This is a genomic window from Streptomyces sp. NBC_00443, from assembly GCF_036014175.1.
Lineage (GTDB): Bacteria > Actinomycetota > Actinomycetes > Streptomycetales > Streptomycetaceae > Streptomyces.
Genome location: NZ_CP107917.1, coordinates 9,146,832 through 9,168,944, shown reverse-complemented (window position 1 = coordinate 9,168,944; position 22,113 = coordinate 9,146,832). Strand labels below are relative to the sequence as shown.

Genomic DNA, 22,113 nt, shown 5'->3' with positions numbered 1-22,113 from the left:
GAGGAAGAAGGAGTGACGAGCGGATGAGCACGCTCACCGGATGGGAACGGACTCTCGAGCGCGCCGGAGAGGCGCTTTGGGCACAGGTCTTCCGCAGGGAACCGGTCGAGTTGGTGGATGCGTTGCGGCGTGAATGTGACAGCAACGCCGTGGTGTGCAGTCGGAGCCGGGTCGTGGTCCCGAACGCGTACGACGTGGAACTGGCCGAACACGTCCACGACGAACTCGCCCGCAACGCAGGCCAGGTGGGGCAGGTCCTCACCGACAGGCTGGCACAGCACGGCGAGCACCACGGGTATGAATGGGCCGGGCCGCTGGCTGTGCACGTCACCAAGTCCTGCGGCGTCCCCAACGGGCGTTACCGCGTGACGAGCACGGTGATGCCCAATGTCCGCGCCGAGGGTTTCCAGGCACCGAGCCACTGAAGGCGCGCGAGTTCATCAGGCTGCCGTCGGCACCGACATCGGCAAATCGTGCGACGCGCGAGAGCCTCCCACCTCTGACGGGAGGGTTCGGGCTCCGGATCCCAACCGTCCCGATGCACCACGACCGAGACGTCACCACCGGCATCGGGGCACTGGCGTCGGAGCCCCCGAGCATCCGACGATCGAGGTCACCACCATCCCGCCCCCCCCGGCCGCCCGGAGACCCGCCACAGGCAGTGACTACTCCCGTTTGACATGGTTCGGGCCGGTGGCATGGTGGAAGACGGGGGTGATGGTCAGGAGGCTCGGCATGGCATCCGGTTCGGCTTGGCGTTCCGCGGCGCGGCAACTGCCGCTCCGGCTCACCGTCGGTGCGTTCTTCCTCAACTCCGGACTGTCGAAACGCCACGCGGACCAGGCCACCGCCGAGCGACTCCAGCAGTTCGCCATCACGACCTACCCTTTCCTGGGCAAGGTCGACGCCCAGAAGTTCACTCGGCGGCTCTCGAACCAGGAGATCGCCATTGCCGCCGCGCTACTCCTACCGGTCGTCCCTGCCGCTGTCGCCGGGACTGCGCTCACCGCATTCTCTTGCGGCACGCTCGGGCTGTACCTGTGTACGCCAGGCATGCGTCGGGAAGGCAGTCTGCGCCCCACTGAGCCGGGCACGGTGCTGGCCAAGGACGTCTGGTTGCTGGGCGTCGGCATCTCCCTCATCGCCGAGGGCGTGACCGGGCACCGCGGCCTCGCGGCTGCTGTCCTCGGTCCTTGGCGCGGCATACTGCGACGCCGATGAGGCTCAGCATTCGCCGACAGGGACACTGCACTCCCCCTAGAGGGGCTGGGTGCAAAGGGTGACCACTCCACCGTTGGGATCAAGGCCACGATTCCGGTCCGGACGGACCGGGTCCCCTACCCCAGCGCCAGACGCACGGCGAAACCGTACTCGAGGCCCGGTCAGTCAGCCGGTCAGGCACAGCAGCGCAACATCTCCAGCGGCGGGTGGGCGAGGAGGTCAGCCCAGAAGTCCTCGCCGAACTCACGGATGCCGGCTTCGGCCACCTGCAGTGGAACCCACTCCACCTCACTGAATCCGGCCGCCTGCAGACACTGCTCGTAGACCTCGCGGCGCGGTGCATTGGCGACGATGCTGACGGGCTGCGGTTCGAGGAGAGCCGTGACCCTCACCCGCGGGCCCGTCTCCCCTTCCTCGCCGGTCGGCTCGCAGCGGAACCCGTACTTGTCCAGGGACGGACAGTCGAACCGGTAGTCGGGCTTCTGTGCGAACACGAAGAACTCGCCACCCGGTACGAGACTTCGGTGGATGTTGCGGCACATCTGCTCCATCGCCGCGATGTCCTCGGCGTAGTTGAGGCACTGCACTCCCACCGCGATGTCGAAGCGCCCGTCGAGAGGCCGCAGTTCGGCCACGTCTCCGACCTCGTAGCGCACACCCAGCGAGTCCCGCTGCTCGAACTCCTCGCGGCGGCGATCATCTCGACGGAGATGTCGACACCGAGCACCTCCGTGGCTCCGCGCCGCTTGAACTCCCTGCTGTAGAAACCCGTGCCGCACGCCAGGTCAAGAACCGACCTGCCACTCACGTCCCCGACCAAGCCCAGGAAGCTCGGCACCTCCCCATAGCGGGTCAGCGGCAGGGACTTGAACCCCTCGAATACCTCGCCGATCTCGTCGTACTGCTGCACACTCACGGCTGCGCTCCCCTGTTCGTCGTCGTGTACACGCCCACGCCAGTCCCGCCTCATCCACGAGGGTCGCCGGGTCGCGGTCGTGACAGACAGTCTCCTGCGCAGCTGCTCTGCCGCCGTACCGACCGATGACACAAAGAAATCAGCCCGCGACCGGGCAAACCCCGGATACTCCTCCAGCAGACATGCCCCTGTTCGGCGATGAGGTCGGCGCCCTGATCCCGGCTCAAACTCCCGAACCCGAACTTGCGGCGGTCGACCTTGATGGTCTTGGGCGCCGACACGGTGGTCTTGCACCGCCCGCCGTAGCGGGGCCCGTTGGCGGCAGACGACGCCGGCGTCGTCAGGCCAACTGCTCGCCGTCGCGTCGGCCATACTGTCGGTCTACCTGCGGGAACGCGGCTCCCCCGAGTCGAAGCCGGCGGGAGCGGCCCACGGCGTCACCGGCGTGGAGGGCTGAGCAGACCACGCAAGTCTCCAGCCCCAGGTCTCAGCGTCGCCGCTCCTCAGGCCACGGTCGGGACCTCCGTCGTCCCCACTCCTGCGCCAGTTCCGTCATACGACGACGCAACCAGATCATCCACAGACCGAGCGGCGTCGCCACAAGCGCACCCAGCAAGGCATGGCCCCAGCCGACTCCCCCGCTCCCGAACCTGATCACCACGGCCAGCAGCGCAAAGAACGCCAGAGCAAATCCTGCATACTTCACCCTCTTCGGCATGCGGTCCGGGTACCCCGAAGCCGGTGCACACGACACCGCGCGGAGACCATTTCGCCGCACCCGAAGTCCGAGCGAACTCGTTCCAGTACCTCGTATCCCGCCGGTTACGCCTCCCGGAAGGGAGGGTTTCCATCCAGCCGGAATCTCCGCATCAGGCTTTTGTTGTCGCCTTGCAACTGAGTTAATCTTCACGGGATTTTCTCATCCGGTCGAGCCTTGTGAACAGCGGAAACCGGACAGTGAGGGGCCTTCACAGGCCCGACTCGGTTCCGAGTCCTCGGGGTGAGGGCTCTTGGGGAGCGGAACGAGGGTGCGCATGACCAGCAAGATGATCGAGGCAGTCGACGGACCCCCGGGCGAGCAGGAGCTACGGCAACTGCTGGCCGGACTGACCGCCGTACGGGACGGCGACTTCGGCACCCGGCTGCCGGACGGCGAGGGTCTCCTCGGCGACATCGCCACGGTCTTCAACGGCATGGTGGACCAGCTGTCCGTCTTCACCTCGGAAGTCACGCGAGTGGCCCGGGAGGTGGGTACCGAAGGCACGCTGGGCGGCCAGGCCGAGGTGCCGGGCGTCTCGGGGACCTGGGCCGATCTGACCGACTCGGTCAATGCCATGGCGGGGAACCTGACCACGCAGGTGCGTGACATCGCGCAGGTGGCGACAGCGGTGGCCAAGGGCGACCTGTCGCAGAAGGTCGACGTGCCCGCACGCGGCGAGATCCTGGAGCTGAAGGAGACCGTCAACACTATGGTCGACCAGCTCTCCGCCTTCGCCGACGAAGTCACCCGTGTCGCCCGCGAGGTGGGCAGCGAGGGGCGCCTCGGCGGACAGGCCCGGGTGCCGGGTGTCGGTGGTGTGTGGCGCGACCTGACCGATTCGGTCAACTTCATGGCGGGAAACCTCACTTCCCAGGTCCGCAACATCGCCCAGGTGACGACCGCGGTCGCGCAGGGCGACCTGTCGCAGAAGATCACCGTGGACGCCCGCGGCGAGATCCTCCAGCTGAAGAACACCATCAACACGATGGTCGACCAGCTCTCCGCCTTCGGCGACGAAGTCACCCGCGTCGCCCGTGAAGTCGGCACCGAGGGACGCCTCGGCGGACAGGCGGACGTCAAGGGCGTGAAGGGCACCTGGCGCGATCTCACGGACTCCGTGAACTTCATGGCGGGCAACCTCACCGCGCAGGTCCGCAACGTCGCCCAGGTGGCCACCGCCGTCGCACAGGGCGATCTCTCCCAGAAGATCACCGTGGACGCCCGCGGCGAGATCCTGGAACTCAAGACCACCATCAACACGATGGTCGACCAGCTGTCCGCCTTCGCCGACGAAGTCACCCGCGTCGCCCGCGAAGTCGGCACCGAGGGCAATCTGGGCGGCCAGGCGACCGTCCGAGGCGTGTCGGGGACGTGGAAGGACCTCACCGACAACGTCAACGTGATGGCGTCCAACCTGACCGGCCAGGTCCGCTCGATCGCCAAGGTCGCCACGGCCGTCGCGCGCGGCGACCTCTCGCAGAAGATCACGGTCGAGGCCAAGGGCGAGGTCGCTGCCCTGGCGGATGTCATCAACACGATGGTCGACACGCTCTCCGCGTTCGCCGACGAAGTCACACGTGTCGCCCGTGAAGTCGGCACCGAGGGACGCCTCGGGGGGCAGGCGCACGTGCCCAACGTGGCAGGCACGTGGAAGGACCTCACCGACAACGTCAACTCCATGGCCAACAACCTGACCGGGCAGGTCCGCAACATCGCCCTGGTCACGACCGCGGTGGCCAACGGTGACCTGTCGAAGAAGATCGACGTGGACGCCCGCGGCGAGATCCTGGAACTCAAGACCACCATCAACACGATGGTCGACCAGCTGTCGTCGTTCGCCGCCGAGGTCACCCGCGTCGCCCGCGAGGTCGGCAGCGAGGGACGGCTCGGCGGGCAGGCCGAGGTGGAGGGAGTCGAGGGGACCTGGAAGCGGCTGACGGAGAACGTCAACGAACTGGCCGGGAACCTCACCCGCCAGGTCCGTGCGATCGCCGAGGTCGCGAGCGCCGTCGCCGAGGGGGACCTGACCCGCTCCATCACCGTGGAGGCATCCGGCGAGGTCGCCGAGCTCAAGGACAACATCAACTCCATGGTGGGGTCCCTGCGTGAGACCACGCGGGCCAACCAGGAGCAGGACTGGCTGAAGACCAACCTCGCGCGGATCTCCGCACTGATGCAGGGCCACCGCGACCTGCCCGTCGTCGCCGAGCTCGTCATGGACGAACTCGCGCCACTGGTCTCGGCGCAGTACGGCGCCTTCTACCTCGCCGAGGACACCGAGCGTGGCTCCGGCCTGCGGCTCGTGGGCTCGTACGGCTATCCCGACGAGACCGGCCGGCCCGAGCGCATCCGCGTCGGGCGCTCCCTGGTCGGGCAGGCGGCACGGAACCACCGTCCGATCAGCGTGGAGGAACTTCCGCCGGGCTATGTGACGGTCTCCTCCAGCCTCGGGCAGGCCGTGCCCAGCGCCCTGGTGGTCCTGCCCATCGTCGTCGACGAGCAGGTCCTCGGTGTCATCGAGCTGGCGTCCATCGCTCGCTTCACCCAGATCCACCAGGACTTCCTCGCCCAGCTGATGCCGACCGTCGGCGTCAGCCTCAACACCATCGTGGCCAACGCCCGCACGGACGAGCTGCTGGACGAGTCCCAGCGACTGACTGCCGAACTCCAGGCGCGCTCCGAAGAGTTGCAGGTCCAGCAGGACGAACTCCAGCGCTCCAACGAGGAACTCGAGGAGAAGGCCTCCCTGCTGGCCTCGCAGAACCGCGACATCGAGGCGAAGAACCTGCAGATCGAACAGGCACGGCAGGAACTGGAGACCCGTGCGCAGGAGCTGGCGCTGGCGTCGAAGTACAAGTCGGAGTTCCTGGCGAACATGAGCCACGAGCTTCGTACGCCGCTCAACAGCCTGCTGATCCTGGCTCAGTTGCTCGCACAGAACCCCTCGCGCAACCTCACCCCGAAGCAGGTCGAGTACGCGGGGATCATCCACTCGGCGGGCTCGGACCTGCTGCAGCTGATCAACGACATCCTCGACCTGTCGAAGGTCGAGGCCGGCAAGATGGACGTCGCCCCCGAGCGCATTCCGCTGCGCCAGCTCCTGGAGTACGTCGAGGCGACGTTCCGGCCGATGACGACGCAGAAGAGCCTGGCCTTCACGGTGGCCACCGCACCGGGCACCCCTGCCGATCTGCTCACCGACGGCTCCCGGTTGCGTCAGATCCTGCGCAACCTGCTGTCGAACGCGGTGAAGTTCACCGAACAGGGCGGCGTCGAGCTGCGCATCGAACCCCCCGCGGACCGGGAGGTGCCCGTGGGCGTGCTGCGCGGTGCCCCCGTGGTGGCCTTCCGCGTGAAGGACACCGGCATCGGCATCCCTCAGCAGCAGCTGGAGACGATCTTCGGGGCGTTCCAGCAGGCGGACGGCACGACCAGCCGCAAGTACGGCGGCACCGGCCTCGGCCTGTCCATCACCCGGGAGATCGCCTACATGCTCGGCGGCGCCGTCACGGTGGACAGCACGCCCGGCCAGGGCAGCACCTTCACGCTCTACCTTCCGGTGACCCGCGCCGACTTCGAGGATCTGCTCGACAGCGGCAACCTCGGGGCGGACCAGCCGCATGCCACCGCCGCCGAGCCGTTGCCGGCCTCCCCGTCGGAGGCCACTGCCGTCAAGGCTCCCGAGCAGCGCAGGCGCCGCCTGCTCGTCGTCGAGGGTCGTCCACGCGGCTTGCTCACCCTGGTCGCCGAGCGTGCGGTGGCGGACATCGCCACCGACCCCCACAGCCCGCTCGGGGCGATCGACGTGATCACGGCCGTCGGGGCGCAGGAGGCGGCGAGCACCCTGGCCGCCGAACCCTGCCACTGCGTCGTGCTGGAGCTCGACATGCCGGACGACGAGGGCGCGCGTCTGCTGCAGGCCATGGAGGGCGACTCGGCGCTGGCCAGCGTGCCGGTGCTCGTGCACACCGGTCATCACGTGGACCTGGCGCAGGAGCAGATGCTGCGCTCCCGCGCGGACGGCCGCCCGCTGGACTTCCTCTCCAGTCTGGACGATCTGCGCGAACGCATCACCCTGCACCTGTCCGCGGAGGAGCCGGGAGACGTGCTGTCGCTGGTACGCGTCGAGGAACCCCAGCGGCCGATCGCGCATGTCGTCGACCAGGCCTTCGTCGGCAGTACGGTGCTGGTGGTCGACGACGACGCGCGCAACCTCTTCGCGCTCAGCGGGGCGCTGGAGCTCCACGGCTTCCGTGTCCTGCACGCCGACAACGGCCGCAGGGGCATCGAGACGCTGCTGGCTCATACGGACGTCTCGCTGGTCCTGATGGACGTGATGATGCCGGAGATGGACGGTTACGCCGCCACCGCGGAGATCCGCGCGATGCCCCAGTACGCGAACCTGCCCATCATCACGGTCACCGCGAAAGCCATGCCCGGGGACCAGGAGAAGAGTCTCGCGTCCGGCGCGAACGACTACGTCACCAAGCCTGTCGACACCAACGAGCTCATCGGCCGCGTCCAGCACTGGCTGTCCGTCTGACGGGCCGCCGTACAGCCGTCCGCGCCAGCCGACCATCCGGCGTCCCTGGACGTCCGAGCCGAGGAACAGGTCAACCGTGACCCATCCCCATCAGCCGACCGGGCCGGAAGCCGCCGGTGTTCCGGCGGAAGACAGCGAACGCCTTCCCATCGGCCGGCCCGTGCCCGTACCCGTCGCCGGCCGCGGCGACCTCACTGCTGAGGCCGACGTGGAAGAGAGGTCGGAGACGATCACCCCTCCCCCGTCGGCAGGCTCGCCGCGACCGTGGAACGGTTGCGCCGGGAGGTGCGGGCGGCTCAGGCGGCCGCGGACGGGCGTGCCCTGCTCGAGCTGGCCAAGGGCATCCTCGTCGAGCGGCTCAGGTGCGGGCCGACGCAGGCTGCGCGACAGCTCGCCGAGCTGGCCGAGCAGGCAGGCGTGACACCGCTCGAGTTCGCCGTCGAGGTCATCAACCAGGCCTCGCGTGACCGGCTCACCGAAGTGACCTCCGCCTTCCTCGCCGCCACCGCGGGCACCGAAGCCGCCGCCCCGCCGAGGAGCGACTCCTCCGCCGTACGGCTCCGGGCCGCCGAGAGCGCAGCGCTGGCCGCCCGCGACGCCCAAGCCGTGGCCGACTCCCTGATGGAGCACGCGCTGAAACCCCTCGGCGCGGAAGCAGTGGCCATCTGGGCGCTGGGCGGCGACGGGTCGCTCACTCTGGCGGGCAGCGCGGGATTCTCGGTCGCCGAGGCGGGGCGCTGGCGATATGTGCCGCCCGGCGTGGCAACCGTGGCGCGTCGTGGGCTCGGTGAGCGAACGGGCCAGTGGATCGGTTGCCTGTCGGAGACCGGGCTGCCCTCCATCGGCCGGCGCCACCACCCCGACGGCGGCCGGGTCGCCGTGCCTGCGTTCGCGGGCGGCAGGATCCACGGCGTACTGGAGATCGTCTGGCCCACACCGCTCGAACCTCAGCCGCCGCAGATCGTCCGTCAGGTCGAGGCCCTGGCCGAGCTGTGTGCGCACACCCTGGAGACGTCCGCCCCGCACCATCCCGACGGCGCTGCACGGCCCGCCGTTCTGCCGGACGTCGCCGAGTTGATGGACCTGGCCGACGGCCTCCACGACCCGGCGCTGGTGCTCGTCCCCCGGCTGGATGCCGCCGGGGAACTCGTCGACTTCCACATCCACCACGTCAACAGCCGCTTCCTGGACCCGACCGGCCGGCCGCGAAGTGTCGTGCACGGCTCCATGCTGCTGGAGGCCTACCCGATGGTCGCCGGCGAGAGTGCACTGTTCGAGCAGATCGAACGTGTCTACGCCACGGGCGAGCCTTTCCGTGCCCGCCGTATGCGCCTCACGGCACTGGTCGGCGAGGTCCCGCTGTCAGCGGTCGCCGACATCAACATCAGTCGGCATGGCGGCAGCGTCCTGCTCCTGTGGCGCATAGAGGACGAAACGGCGCGGCTGGCGAGCCTGCTGCAGCACGCCCAGCGCCTCGGCCGCATCGGCGGCTTCGAGGAGAACCTCCTCACCGGCGAGATCACCTGGAACGTCCAGCTCTACAGTCTCTACGGCAAGCCCTCCGCGAGCGGTCCGATCCCGTTGGAGGACCTGCCCGCCCATGCCCACCCCGACGACGCGGTCGCCATCGGCAGATTTCTGCGCACTCTGCTCCACCACCGCCGTCCCGCGTCCACGGCCTTCCGGCTGCAACGGCCGGACGGGGTGACTCGGCACATCCGCGTGGTCGCCGAGCCGGAACTCGACTCCGACGGCCGGCTGTTCGTCGTACGGGGCGCCTACCAGGACATCTCCGCCCACCACTGGACGGAGGTCGCGCTCGCCGCCACGCGTGACCAGCTCGCCCACACCGAGCAGCAGGCCATCGAACGCGCTCGGCTCACCCTCCAGTTGCAGCACGCGATCATGCCGCCGGAGCAGGCCCCGCTGGAGGCCCCCGGCCTGCGCGTGGCCGTGCGCTACCGGCCCGCGGAGACCCAGCAGCTCGTCGGCGGCGACTGGTACGACGCGGTCGTGCTGCCGTCCCGGCTGGTGCTGCTGTGCGTGGGCGATGTCGCCGGGCACGGGATCGAGGCGGCCACCAGCATGGTCGTCCTGCGCAACGCGCTGCGTGGACTCGCCGTGACAGGCGCCGGCCCGGCCCAGTTGCTGGCCTGGCTCAACATGGTGGCCCACCATCTGACGGGCGCGGTCACCGCCACGGCGGTCTGCGGCCTGTACGACCCCGAGCGCCGTACCCTGCGCTGGGCCAGGGCCGGCCATCTGCCGCCGGTCCTGGTGCGCGACAGCGAGGCGACGGCGCTGCCCCTGGTCAAGGGCATGCTGCTCGGTGCCGTGCCCGAGGCGACGTACGAGGAACACGAGGTCCAACTCGCCGTCGACGACACACTGCTGATGTACACGGACGGTCTGATCGAGCGCCGTGACCGGACCGTGCAGGAGTCCCTGACCCAGCTGCTGGCGGCTGCCCGCACCGTCCCGCCCACGCTCGAACAGCAGCTGGACCGTCTGCTCACCTACAGCAAGTCCGACACCGACGACGACACCTGCATCGTGGGCGTCCGAGTGGCCTGAGCCGCGCCGACCGCCTCACCCGACCGGGCTCGGTCCAATGGTCCGTTCAGTGAGTGAAAGCCAGATCACAGGTCTGTGATCGCGAAAGCAGGGCACCTGAACTCCGACTTCACGCTATGGAGAAGGAGTTGCGGACATGGCAAGGGATCTCACGCCCAAGTACACGGTGCCGGGCATCGAGCGCGCGGCGGCCGGTCGGATCATCGACGTCCTCCGACTGCGGTTGCACGCCCTCAACGACCTCCACCTGACGCTGAAGCACGTCCACTGGAACGTGGTGGGCCCGCACTTCATCGCCGTGCACCAGATGGTCGACCCTCAGGTCGACCGGGTGCGCGACATGGCCGACGACGTGGCCGAGCGCATCGCCGCGCTCGGCGGAGTCGCGCAGGGCACGCCGGGCTCTCTGGTCAGTGAGCGGACGTGGGACGACTACTCGATCGGCCGTGAGGACGCCATCGCGCACCTCGGGGCTCTGGACGTCGTCTACACGGGCGTGATCGAGGACGTGCGCGCCGCGATCAAGGTCGTCGGGGAGATCGACCCGGCGACGGAGGACCTGCTCATCGAACAGTTGCGGGATCTCGAGCAGTTCCAGTGGTTCGTCCGGGCCCACCTCGAGAGTTCCGGTGGCACGCTGTCGACGGCTCGTGCCGACAACGAGCAGGACGGCGCCAAGGCCGCCAAGGGCTGACCGGCCGGGGGGTCTGAGGCAGCGGAGCGAGCACTGAGAGTGCCTGGTCAGGCCGTCATTCGCACAAACCTCCTGAACGCCGGATAGGCGGTGTGAGAGTGGAAACCCGGGGCGAAGACCCTTGGAGACCTGCGGAGGGAGTTCGAGATGAGCCAGGTCAGTACGAGTCCGTCGGTTCTGACGTTTCCGTTGCGGGTCGTCGGCTCCGGGCTCCGGCGTCTGCCCGGGGCTGAGCAGGTGAGCAAGGTCGCCGGCAGTGCCCTGGACCGGATCGGAGCGGTGTCTCCTCGTGGCCGCCGGATCGCGGTCTACACCGGAGCGGGAGTGCTCGGCGTGGCCGGGGTGGTGGAGTGGCCCCTCGCCGTCACCGGCGCGGCCGTCGCCTGGCTGACCCAGCCGCGTCCGCGACAGGGCGGGCAGGAGGAGACGGCCCCGACCGCCGGGGCCGGTGCAACGCAGGACGGCGGGCAGCGCTCTGCGGCCGGGGCCGGCCCTGCGCCGACGGAAGCCTCGGGCGCCCATCCGGAGCCCCACGGCCCCGGCAACAAGCTGGCTTCCTCCCACTTCCATCACGACCGTACTGCGGGCCCCGTGCACGACGAACCCGCAAAGGTCGGGGACCCGGCCACGTCATCGGGGCTCAAGCGGGTCGCGGAGGCCTCCGCACACCACGACGAACCTGGCCTCTCCGACGAGCGTCCCTGAGGAGGTCGGCCGGGGCGGTCGGCATGCGCTGTCGCCCCTGGTCGTCAGTGGTGCGCCTCGTGCTGCAGGACAAGCAGTGCGATGTCGTCGGTGCGCTGCGCGCTGGTGGCGGCCTCCCTCAGCAACGTGTCGATGAGCCTGTCCAGGTCTCGGTCGTCGGCGGCGGCGAGATGGTGCGCGAGCTGGGCGATGGAGTCGTCCAGGTCGGTTCCCGGTGTTTCGACGAGGCCGTCGGTGTAGAAGGCGAGCAGCGTCCCGGCGGTGAGCGGGATCCCCGTCACGGGGAAGACGGCGTCGGGGTCGATGCCGAGCAGCGGCCCAGGCGGGACGGCGACGGGTCGCGTGTCCCCGTCGGGGCGGCGCAGAAGGGGTGGCGGGTGCCCGGCACTGGCGAGGGTCACGCGGGCGCGGGCGAAGTCGAGGTGGGCGTAGAGGCAGCTGGTGAACAGGTCGGGGGCGAGGTCGGTGAGGACCCGGTTGATCCGGTCCAGGACCTGGTCGGGGGGCGTGCCGAGGGTCGCGTGGGCGTGGACACCGGTGCGTACCTGACCCATCAGGGCCGCGGCTGCGACATTGTGGCCCTGGACGTCGCCGATGACGGCTGCGGCCGCGGTGTCGCCGAGCCGGATCAGATCGTAGAAGTCCCCGCCGATCTCCATGCCGCGGGTGGCGGGCAGATAGCGGGCGGCGACACGCAGGCCGGCGATGGCGGGCAGGCTGCGCGGGAGCAGCGCCTGCTGGAGGCCGTGGGCGAGCTCGTGCTTGATGTCGTAGAGACGGGCGCGGTCGAAGGCCTGGGCGATGAGCCCGGCGAGGGAGGTCATGACGGCGCGTTCCTCGGCGGGGAAATCGTGAGGGCTGTCGTAGGACAGGATGCACACACCGACGGGCCTACCGGAGATGATCAGTGGCAGGAACGCCCAGGCCTGCTTGCCGCTGATCAGCGGTGCCTCCGGGTAGTCCCGCCGCATCTCCTCCACGCTGGCGAAGAACGCGGGGATGCCGCTGCTCAGGGCCTTGCCGGCCGGGGTGAAGTCGGTGTCGAGGGGGAGGCCGTCGAGGCGCCTGATGGTGTCGGCGGCGTAACCGCGGTGACCGGTGATCCGCAGTCGGCCGGCCTCGGCCGTGGACATGACCAGCCCCTGGGCACCGTAGGCGGGCATGATCTGGTCGGCGACGAGGTCGACGACGTCCTGGACGCCGACGACTTCGGTCAGCGCGGCGGCGAGGTGGGTGAGTTGGTACAGCTGACCGCCGCGGGCCGGCGTGGCGGTGCGCGTGGACCGGCGCGGCGCCGGTGAGGGCGGCTCGGGCCCACCGGCGGGCACGATGCGGACGCTGATGCCGCTCGCGTCCGGGTACAGGTGGATGTCCAGCCATTGGTCCGGCGGACGGCACGCGGTGAACGAAACGGGTTCCCGGCTGATCAGCGCGGCGCGGTAGGCGTCCTCGTAGGTGGGGTCGTCGAGCCAGCGCAGGGACTGCCAGGGCCGTGTGCCCAGCAGCCGGCCGGCCTCGCAGCCCAGCAGCTCGCAGGCACCGGAGCTGACATAGGTGAAGCGTCCCTCCAGGTCCAGGGCGCAGCTTCCGCCGGGCAGACGCTCGACGAAGTCGGCCACGGCCGGATCGGTGCTCGCGGATCGGCGACCGGTTCCGGCGGGGACGACCCGTGGCTGTTCGCGGCGGGCGGGGGAACCGGCCTTCTCGGCGGCCTCTTCCAGCAGCCGGGCCAGCCGTCGACAACTGGACGTGATGTTGCCCCGCTCCCGTCGGGTCATGTACGGCGGGCGTGTGGCGGGCCACATCAGCAGCAGGGATCCCCTGGGCCGCACGCCGGTGACCGGTGCGGCGACCAGCGCCAACGGGTACGGAAGCACCAGCGCGGTGCGCGGGTAGCGGCGAACCATCTCGTCCTGGCTGCCGACCCACACCAGGCGGTCCTCACGGACGGCGTCGGCCACGGGCGCCGGGGAGCCGAGCGGAACCCTGGCCCACGGTGCCGCGAACTCGACCGGCACGCCGCACAGCACATCCAGACACAGCAGCCGCCGGTCCGGTGCGAGCAGGTACAGCGCGCCGATGGACGCACCGGTTCGGCGCACCGTTTCCGCGAACGCGGCATCCAGTGCACCGTCGTCCCGCGACGGATCACCCGGACCGGTCATCCCGACTGCTCCCCTCGGGGGCGGCATTCGGACGCCGCACTCACCCGCGCTCGCCTTATAAGGACGCTACGCCCATGCGGAGCTGTCGGCACACGGTCCGGCGGGGGCACCTGCAGGGCCGCCCGTGGCCGTCTGTGCCGTCCGTTTCCGGTGGCCCTGTGCGGGGACTCGCAGGCTGTGGTGGCGTACGGAATGCGGGCGCCGGTGACCAGCCGATGAGCCGGATCCTCGGCGGAGCCCGGAGGTCGCGGCTGCGCTTCGACGGCTGGATCGCCGGTCTGGGCACGTCCTCCGGAACGCGGATCGTGCTCGGGCACTGGCAGGGGTCACCGTTCGGACGGTTCAGCGACGTGATGCTGGAGCGGGCCGACGGGGAACGGCTCCTGTGCGCGCCCACGCCGGAGACGGCCGGCTTCATCAGCGGCACCTACACCTTCGACACCGTCCGCATCGCCCCAGTCGATGTACGCGTGGCCGACGGCATCTGGACCGTCACGGCGGGGCCTGTCGACCTGTGCTTCACCACGGGTCGACGAGGGGCGCTGGGGCTCTTGTTGTGCGCCGTCCCCGGTCTTCTCGCCCGCAGTCCGGCATGGAGCGCGCTGACGGATCGGCCTGCCGGTGTGCTCCTGCCCGGCGTGCGGACACGGGGCAGCGCCGGTGCGGGCCGCCGCGAGTGGTACGGCGCACGGGATCTGCGTCCGGTCTCCGCACTGTCGGCCGCTGTGGAGGGCCACGACCTCGGTGAGCTGGCGCCCGTCGAACCGCCGGTGCGCTTCGGGTTCGGTTCTGTGCCGGCCAAGCCCGCGGTCACGCGGGTCACGACCACGGTGGAGCTGGGTCCCGAATGAGGCCGGTTCACACGTGGAGGTGGCCTTCCAGCCAGTCCGCCGCGACCCGGCGGAACAGTCGCCGGTTGTCCGCGCGCAGGAAGTCGTGGCCCTCGTCGCGCAGCGTCAGCAGCTCGGCTTCGATGCCGTGTTCCTGCGCGGCGCGCACGAACTGCTGGGACTCCCCCAGCGGCACATTGGTGTCGTGTTCGCCATGGACCGCGAGCAGCGGGACCCGCAGTGCGTCGATACGGCTCATCGGCGACAGGCTGCGCAGGAGCTCGCGGTCGCGGTCCGGGTGGCCGTACTTGTGAGCGGCCGATTCCGCGATCCAGGGCTCCGTCCCGGCGAAGAAGGTGAGGAAGTCCGACATGCCGCAGACGGCGACCGCGGTGCGGAACAGATCCGGGTGCCATACGACGGAGGCGAACGTCAGATAGCCGCCGTACGAGCGGCCCATGACCGCCAGCCGCGTCGGATCGGCGGGGCCTGCCATGACCGCGTGGGCCGCGCAGTCGGCGACATCGTCGAACGCGGCGAAGCGCCCGGCGCCCAGGTCGGCGTCGACGAACGACCGGCCGTGCCCCAGGGAGCCTCGGACGTCCGGGGCGAAGACGTCCAGGCCACGGCCGACCAGCTCGTGGTAGAGCGGGTTGAACACCGGCCGCTCCTGTTCTTCGGGACCGCCGTGCAGGTGGATCACACAGGGAGCCGGTTCGTCCCGTGCACGGCCCGGCGCCCTGTAGTACCAACCGCTCAGGGGCAGCCCGTCCCTGGCCGTGAGGCGCAAGGGGACGGGGCGTACCGGTGGGCGGCCCGGCGGGACGGCGTCCTCGTCCTGGGAGGACCACGCGGTGCGCAGCATGGACACGCCCTCGTGGGCCCGCCAGAGGCCCGGTCGGCGTTGCGACCCGGACAGCGCGAGCAGCAGGCCCCCGGCGCCGGCGGCCGTCACGCGTGTGGCGACCTCGTGGGGCAGGGGTACGGGCCGTGCCGGGCCCGTCTCGTCCGGGGGCTTTCGGGTCGGGTGGGTCTCGACGAGTTCCAGCGCGCTCGCGCCCTGGACGTTCCACGACAGCGCGGCGGTGCGGCCGTCGTGCGCGAAGGTCAGGAGTTCGAGGTCGACGCCCTCGCGTTCGGCCACGAGGGACACACCGCGCGGGCCGCCGTCGGCATCCAGAGCGACCGCGAGGAGCCCCGCGTACTCCCGGTCGGCGTTGCTGCGCAGCCACAGTGTCCGGCCGTCGGGAGAGAACCGGCCGATCCAGGGGTCGCCGTCGGCGACCGGCATCGCGAAGGTGCTCTCCGAGTCGGCGGTGCGTCGGACGACCGCCTCCCTGCGTCCGCGCGGCCCGCGGCGCAGCAGCGCGAGGCTGCCGTCGCGGCTGAGATCGCACACGCGGAGGGACGCGGCGTGGGTCTCCGTGGTCAGCAGGGCGGGGGAAACCAGACCGTCGGGGTCGATCAGGTAGACGGACAGGCCGCCGTCGGCACGTACCGTCGGCGCCGCCGGAGCCCGGGCATCGGTCGGCGTTCCGTTCCGCTCCTCTCCTCGAGCCCCGTCGTACGCGGCTGGACCCAGGAGTGTCGCGCGACCGCCGCGGTCCGCCCAGTCGGTAAGGCGGCCATCAGCAAGGTCCGGGGCGGTCACGACGTTCGCTGTGGTGATCCCGTACTGCGGGGCGGCCGGGGCCGCGAACGTGACGGCGACGGACGAGCCGTCGTGGGACCAGCAGCCCAGATAGGCGGAACTGGCGGGGTCGGCCCCTGCCAGGAGACGTCGGCCGGTGCCGTCGGGGCGTACGCACAGGACCCGGGTGTGCTCACCGCCGCCCGGCGCGGTGGTGTACGCGATCCACTGTCCGTTCGGCGACCACAACACCTCTTTCACGGGATCCGGTGAGGAGTCGAGCAGCCGCACCTCGTCGCTGTCGACGGAGCCGGACCACAGCTGGGGGACGCCGCCCCGGTCGCAGATGAAGGCCACCTCGGTGCCGTCGGCGTTGGCCGAGGGATACCAGCAGCCGTGGGCGCGCAGCCGGGTCACGGCGTCTCGGGGGCCGCCCGCCTCGGGCAACGGCACCGGTGCCGGAGCAGCGGCGCGGGCGGTACCGCGCACGTCCCCCGTCCGGGTGTCCGGGGGCTGCACGGTGGCCGAAGGGAGTGACCCGTGACGCGCGAACACGGGCGCCGGGCCGTGCGCCACCCGCATGCCCCCGTCGTCGGTCACTTGATTCCGTGGGTCTGCAGCCATATCTCCAGCAAAGCTATCTGCCACAGGGCGTTCGCACCCCGGTTGGTCCGGTGCTCGTCGGGCGCCGCGAGGAGCTCGGTCACGTACGACTCCTGGAACAGGCCGCGTTGCTTCGCCTCCGGTGCCTCGAGCGCTTCACGTACGCGTTCCAGGACCGGGCCCGCCATGTGCCGGATGGCCGGCACGGGGAAGTAGCCCTTGGGCCGGTCGACGACCTCGTGAGGCAGGAGCTTGCGGCCCGCCTCCTTCAGCACGCCCTTGCCGCCGTCGGCCAGTTTCAGCTCCGGTGGACAGGCCGCCGCCAACTCGACCAGCTCGTGGTCGAGGAACGGAACCCGTGCCTCCAGGCCCCAGGCCATGGTCATGTTGTCGACCCGCTTGACGGGGTCGTCGACGAGCATGACGTGCGTGTCCAGCCGGAGAGCCGCGTCGAGCGCGGTCTCGGCCCCCGGTACGGCCATGTGACTGCGGACGAAGCTGCCCGATACGTCGTCGGACGGCAGCATGTCCGGCCGCAGGACCCTGGCGAGGTCGGTATGCGGCCGATCGAAGTACGTCGCAACGTACCGCTCCGGTTCGTCCTCGCGGGAGACCTCCGCCAGCTTCGGGTACCAGTGGTAGCCGGCGAAGACCTCGTCGGCGCCCTGGCCGCTCTGCACGACCTTGACTTCCTTGGACACCTGCTCGGACAGCAGGTAGAAGGCGACCACGTCGTGGCTGATCATCGGCTCGCTCATCGCCGCGACCGCCCCGTCCAGAGCCATGGAGACCCGGTCGGAGGGCACCATCAGCTGCCGGTGGTCGGTGTCGAACTCGCGGGCGACCAAGTCCGAGTAGCGGAACTCGTCGCCCTTCTCGCCGCCCTCCGTCTCGAACCCGACGCTGAAGGTCATCAGGTCGTGCAGGCCCTCGTCGGCCAGCAACGCGACGATCAGACTGGAGTCGAGGCCGCCGGAGAGCAGGACACCGACCTCCACGTCGGACACCATCCTGCGGCGCACGGCCGTACGGAGCGCGTCCAGCACCGCGTCGCGCCATTCGTCCGCGCCCATGCCGGCGTACTCGGCCCGGCGTGTGTACGACGGCTGCCAGTAGCGGTGATCCCGATGTGTGCCGTCCGGTTCGACGACCCGCACGGTGGCGGGCGGGAGCTTGTGCACCCCGTTGAGGACGGTGCGCGGCGCCGCGACGGTGGCGTGCCAGCTCAGGTACTGGTGGACGGCGACCGGATCGAGCGAGGTGTCCACGTCACCGGCGGCGAGGAGGGCGGGCAGCGTCGAGGCGAACCTCAGCCGGCCCGGTGTCCGCGCCAGGTACAGGGGCTTGATTCCGAGCCGGTCCCTGGCGAGGACGACACGGCCGGTCCGGTGCTCGACGAGCGCGAAGGCGAACATGCCGAGGAAGTGCTCGACGCAGGCGGTGCCCCACTGCTGGTAGGCCTTGAGCACGACCTCCGTGTCCGATGTCGACTCGAATCGGTGCCCGAGGCGGCGCAGCTCTTCGCGCAGCTCCGGATGGTTGTACACGCAGCCGTTGAAGACGCCGGTGACCTCCTCCCCACGGGCGTCGGTCATCGGCTGGGCTCCGCGGTCCGAGAGGTCGATGATCTTCAGTCGCCGGTGTCCCAGCGCGACCGGGCCCCGCGCCCAGGTGCCCTGCCCGTCGGGTCCACGGGCGGCGCGCCGGTCTGCCATGCGTTCGACGGCTGCCAGGTCGGCTCGCCGGCCGTCGAAGCGGACCTCGCCGGTCAGACCGCACATGGCGTCCCGCCTCCCTTCCTCGCGTCGGCATGGGCGCGCCTGCAGCGTGGTGCCGGTTCGCGGGCGCCGGTCAGGAGGGCCTGAGCGGTGGAGCGAGACATCACGAGACCTTTCTGAGCGGGGGAGGAGAACTTCGCCGTACGCCGCTGGGGCGGACCGGCACGTCAGCTGCCCGTGGGCGGGCCGCCCAGGACGACGGCACGGGCGGGGCTGCGGCCGAGCGGTAGGGACCTGCGGCGCCGGTGTCCGCCGCGGGTCTCGGCGATCAGCATGTCGACACAGCCCAGCAGGTCCTCGTCCTGTGCCGCACGGCGCATACGCCGGGCAGCGCTTCCGCTTGCGAGGGCCGCCTCCGTGAGCTCCCGGACGGTATGCCAGTCCCCGTGGGCCTCCAGCGCGGGCCGCAGCCGGACGAGCAGCTTCCGCACCACCGCGTGAGCGGGTGCCTCCTCATGGGTCTCGGGGTCCACCAGCGTCCCTTCGAGCCCCGACCGGGCGGCACGCCAAGACGCACCCCGCAACCACTCGTGCCGCCCCGCGCACCCGGGGGCATCGCGTCGACTGAGTCGTTCGCAGGCCTCGGTCACCAGGGCACGGAACAGTCCGGCGATCAGTACGACGGTCTCCGGGCGCGGACAGGCGTCACATGTGCGCAGTTCCAGCGTGGGCAGATGGGCCGAGGGGCGGACGTCGTAGTAGATCATCCCCGCGTCGCTGATGACCCCGGCCCGCACGAAGTCCTCCACGGCAGCGTCGTACTCGGCCGCGTTCCGGAAGCAGCCGACGGGCCCCGCGGTGGGCCAGCGCTGCCACAGCAGGGTGCGCCAGCTCGCGTACCCCGTGTCGGACGCCTGCCAGAACGGCGAACTTGCGGAGAGGGCCAGCAGTACCGGCAGCCAGGGCGAGACCTCGCACATGGCCCGTACGGCGGTGTCGCGGTCGGGTATGTCCACATGGACCTGGGCGCCGCAGATGAGCTGCTCGTCGGCGACCTTGCGGTACTCCTCGGTCATGTGGCGGTAGCGCGCCTCCGCTGTGGGGCGCACGGAGGCCGCTGGCGCCAGCGGGGCCGTTCCGGCGGCCACCACGGCCAGCCCCAGTGAGGAGGCTGTCGCGTCGAGGCGCCGTCTCATGCCGGTGAGGTCGGCGTGGAGGTCGTGCAGGGACGTGTGTACTGAGCTGTTGGACTCCACAGTGCATGGATGCAGTTCGGTCGTGTAGGTCCTTCCGGGAAGCCGTCGCAGGATCGCGTCGGCTTGCGGTACGAGCAGTCCGCTCTCCACCTCCAGGACGTGGAACTCTTCCTCCACTCCGATGGGCATGCTCACGTTCACTCCTACGGATCCCGTCGCCTGCCGCGGTGGGGCGGCTTGTGGTGTGCTCTGAGTTCCCAGTCCCCGGAAACGTAAGCTTGCCGCCTGCGCGTATGAGATGCATGTCGCGCAAACGAGCGAGTGTGCGGAATCCGTGGGCTCAAGAAGACGCGGTCGCCGCCTCAGGGCAGTGGACCGACGGACAGTGGGCCGACGAGGAGGACGGTCGGCGTCGGCTGCCCGTCGGCGCCGCGCGATCAGAGAGCCACCGCCATCGCGATCAGCCCGATGGCCACCAGCACCACGACCAGCATGATCAGGGCGATCGGCATGGGACCCCAGCCCCTGCGCAGCTCGGCCTGGGGATAGGAGATGGCGGACGTGGTGTCCGCCTCGGCGGGCGGGGTCTCACCGGGTGGTACGCCGCGGCCCGGTGCGTGTCCTTGATTTCGTGTCGGCTCGGGTTCAGGGTTCGTCATGGCGCGCCTCCTCTCGGTCACAGGCAGGCCATGGGACGTTGCAGGTTCACTGATTGGGGCGCGCAGCGCTGATGTCGCCGAGAGCCGAGCCGGGATCACGCTCGATGGCCAGGTCGGCGATGGCGACGATGCCCACGGGGTGACTTTCCGGGTCGACGACAGGTACCCGCCGGACGGAATGCTCGCGCATCACCTGCACCGCGAGAATCAGGTCGTCGTCGGGGCCGACCGTGACGAGGTCCTCGCTGCACGCCTGGGCCACGGTCGTGCGGCCGGGGTCGCCGCCCTCGGCCACCGCGCGTACCACCAGGTCACGGTCGCTGACCAGCCCGCGCAGCCGCTCGCCCTCGGTGACCAGTACGGCGCCGATGTTCTCGTCGCGCATCAACTGGGCCACGGCCTGCACCGAGGCCTGCGGTTCAACGGTCAGCAGGTCGGTCGTCATGACGTCGCGGACATGCTGAGTCATGGGGACGTCCCTCCGCGAAGTCGGGGCGGTGCCGTTCACCGCCGTGCAGCGACCGAGTACCCGTGAACGGCCCGGCTCGCACGTTCGCGCCGGCCCTCATCAGCGACCGCGGACGCACCGGGCTCCCGGCCTGTCAGGCCGCGTACGGGCCGGTGCCGACGAAGAGGCAGAACGGGTGCCCCGCCGGGTCGCGCAGGACGCGGACGTCAGCCTGGGGCTGGACGTCCGCCACGGTCGCCCCCAGCGCCACAGCGTGATCGACGGCGGACCGCAGGTCGGTCACCTCAAGGTCGAGATGCATCATCATCTGCTGGTCGGACCGGGTGGAGGGCCACTGCGGTGCGGCGAAGTGCGGCTCTGTCTGAAACGACAGCCCGGCACCGCCGTCGGGGGTGCGATCTCGACCCAGCCCGGTTCTTCCTTACGCACCGGCCACCCGAGGAGGTCCTGATAGAACTGTGCGAGTTCATGAGCGTCCGGGGCGTCAAGGGTGGTCGCGGCCAGCGTGAAACGCGGTTGAGGCTTCATGCAGTGCTGCTACCCCCGATGCAAGCGGCCATCAGCGGTTCATGGCCCAGCGGATGGTCCGGGTCAGGGCCTGGCCGGTGGGGCGTACGGCGAGGTCCTCCACCACCGGGACTCGGGGCAGCCACAGCATGCCGCGGGCCCAGGGCGGGAGCAGGGCGACGGCGTTCGCGGCCAGCCCGCCGTAGAAGGGACGCACCGGGAGGGGCAGCGGCGGCTGGAAGAGCAGGAAGCGGGCGGCGGCGCGGGCCTCGGGACCGGCCCGCAGTTCGGGCCGGTAGACGGACAGCCGCTCGGCCAGTTCGCGGCGGTCGCGTGGGGGCTCGATGACCCCCAGTGCCTCGGCTATGCGGGCGGTGTCGGCCACGTAGGCGTCGTAGGCGGCGGCGTCCAAGGGGCGGGCTCCGTAGCGTTCGTGGGAGCGCAGGAAGCTGTCCGTCTCGGCGGCATGCACCCAGCCGAGCAGGTGCGGATCAGCCGCGTGGTAGGGCACGCCCTCGGCGGTCGTCCCGCGGATCCGTTCGTGGATGCCGCGGACGTGGTCGACGGCCCGCTGGGCGTCCGTAGCTGTGCCGTAGGTCGTCACCGCCAGGAAGGCGCTGGTGCGCTGCAGTCGGCCCCACGGGTCGCCACGGTATCCGGAGTGCCCCGCCACTGCCGCCATGGCGAGCGGATGCAGGGACTGCAGCAGCAGTGCGCTCAGTCCGCCGATGAACATCGAGGCGTCACCGTGGACGGTGCGGATCGGGCGGTCGGGTCCGAACCAGCGCGGGCCGGGAGTGTCATGGATACGGGCACGCGTCGCCGGACCGTCGGGGCCGGCGACGCGGCGGAACAGGGCCTGGCCCAGTTGCTCACGGACTGAGGTCAGCACGGTCGGCCTCCCTCTCCTGCTGCCCAGTGTC

The 22,113-nt window shown here is 70.4% G+C and carries 14 protein-coding genes and 3 pseudogenes; 8 read left to right on the top strand and 9 right to left on the bottom strand.

What is annotated here, in order from left to right; genetic code table 11:
- Positions 1–23: 23 nt before the first annotated feature.
- On the top strand, positions 24–425 hold the full coding sequence (locus tag OHO27_RS41785; protein WP_328430111.1) for a DUF3662 domain-containing protein: 402 nt from the start codon (positions 24–26) through the stop codon (positions 423–425).
- 310 nt (positions 426–735) lie between these two features.
- Positions 736–1,221, top strand: coding sequence for a hypothetical protein (locus tag OHO27_RS41780; RefSeq protein WP_328430110.1), 486 nt, complete (start codon positions 736–738; stop codon positions 1,219–1,221).
- Between the two features lie 173 nt (positions 1,222–1,394).
- Here OHO27_RS41780 and OHO27_RS41775 read toward each other — a convergent pair.
- Positions 1,395–2,137: pseudogene (locus tag OHO27_RS41775) on the bottom strand (class I SAM-dependent methyltransferase).
- 346 nt (positions 2,138–2,483) lie between these two features.
- On the opposite strand from OHO27_RS41775, the pseudogene OHO27_RS41770 reads away from it, so the two are divergent.
- The 5 genes and pseudogenes from OHO27_RS41770 to OHO27_RS41750 all read left to right on the top strand — a co-directional run.
- Positions 2,484–2,594: pseudogene (locus tag OHO27_RS41770) on the top strand (DUF6766 family protein); the annotation flags it as partial.
- A gap of 577 nt (positions 2,595–3,171) precedes the next feature.
- Entirely contained in the window at positions 3,172–7,440 is a 4,269-nt protein-coding gene (locus OHO27_RS41765; protein ID WP_328430109.1) for a HAMP domain-containing protein, read from the top strand.
- 264 nt (positions 7,441–7,704) lie between these two features.
- The gene (locus OHO27_RS41760) at positions 7,705–10,014 is read left to right on the top strand and encodes a SpoIIE family protein phosphatase (protein WP_328430108.1); all 2,310 of its coding nucleotides are present in this window, start codon (positions 7,705–7,707) and stop codon (positions 10,012–10,014) included.
- A 136-nt stretch (positions 10,015–10,150) separates the two neighbouring features.
- Positions 10,151–10,708 (top strand): Dps family protein, encoded by a 558-nt coding sequence (locus tag OHO27_RS41755; protein WP_328430107.1) that lies wholly within the window; start codon positions 10,151–10,153, stop codon positions 10,706–10,708.
- A 147-nt stretch (positions 10,709–10,855) separates the two neighbouring features.
- On the top strand, positions 10,856–11,413 hold the full coding sequence (locus OHO27_RS41750) for a hypothetical protein (RefSeq protein ID WP_328430106.1): 558 nt from the start codon (positions 10,856–10,858) through the stop codon (positions 11,411–11,413).
- 44 nt (positions 11,414–11,457) lie between these two features.
- Here OHO27_RS41750 and OHO27_RS41745 read toward each other — a convergent pair whose 3' ends face one another.
- A complete protein-coding gene (locus tag OHO27_RS41745; protein WP_328430105.1) occupies positions 11,458–13,578 on the bottom strand; it encodes a SpoIIE family protein phosphatase in 2,121 nt (706 codons plus the stop codon).
- A gap of 215 nt (positions 13,579–13,793) precedes the next feature.
- Between OHO27_RS41745 and OHO27_RS41740 the strand changes: the two genes are divergently transcribed.
- The gene (locus OHO27_RS41740) at positions 13,794–14,429 is read left to right on the top strand and encodes a hypothetical protein (RefSeq protein WP_328430104.1); all 636 of its coding nucleotides are present in this window, start codon (positions 13,794–13,796) and stop codon (positions 14,427–14,429) included.
- 7 nt (positions 14,430–14,436) lie between these two features.
- Here OHO27_RS41740 and OHO27_RS41735 read toward each other — a convergent pair whose 3' ends face one another.
- The 7 genes and pseudogenes from OHO27_RS41735 to OHO27_RS41705 all read right to left on the bottom strand — a co-directional run bounded on the left by OHO27_RS41735 (position 14,437) and on the right by OHO27_RS41705 (position 22,082).
- Complete coding sequence (locus OHO27_RS41735; protein ID WP_328430103.1) at positions 14,437–16,638, bottom strand: S9 family peptidase; 2,202 nt, start codon at positions 16,636–16,638, stop codon at positions 14,437–14,439.
- The gene (locus OHO27_RS41730; RefSeq protein WP_328430102.1) at positions 16,635–18,422 is read right to left on the bottom strand and encodes an N-acetylglutaminylglutamine amidotransferase; all 1,788 of its coding nucleotides are present in this window, start codon (positions 18,420–18,422) and stop codon (positions 16,635–16,637) included. The genes OHO27_RS41735 and OHO27_RS41730 overlap by 4 nt, the downstream gene beginning before the upstream one ends.
- Before the next feature lie 164 nt (positions 18,423–18,586).
- Positions 18,587–19,744, bottom strand: a complete 1,158-nt coding sequence (locus OHO27_RS41725; RefSeq protein ID WP_328430719.1) for a carboxylate-amine ligase — start codon at positions 19,742–19,744, stop codon at positions 18,587–18,589.
- Between the two features lie 248 nt (positions 19,745–19,992).
- Positions 19,993–20,214 carry a DUF6480 family protein gene (locus tag OHO27_RS41720; RefSeq protein ID WP_328430101.1) on the bottom strand — a complete coding sequence of 74 codons (222 nt, stop codon included), beginning with the start codon at positions 20,212–20,214 and terminating at the stop codon, positions 19,993–19,995.
- Positions 20,215–20,260: 46 nt separating this feature from the next.
- Positions 20,261–20,683 carry a CBS domain-containing protein gene (locus OHO27_RS41715; protein WP_328430100.1) on the bottom strand — a complete coding sequence of 141 codons (423 nt, stop codon included), beginning with the start codon at positions 20,681–20,683 and terminating at the stop codon, positions 20,261–20,263.
- A gap of 133 nt (positions 20,684–20,816) precedes the next feature.
- Positions 20,817–21,211, bottom strand: a pseudogene (locus tag OHO27_RS41710) (VOC family protein).
- A gap of 31 nt (positions 21,212–21,242) precedes the next feature.
- Entirely contained in the window at positions 21,243–22,082 is an 840-nt protein-coding gene (locus tag OHO27_RS41705; protein ID WP_328430099.1) for an oxygenase MpaB family protein, read from the bottom strand.
- Positions 22,083–22,113 lie beyond the last annotated feature (31 nt).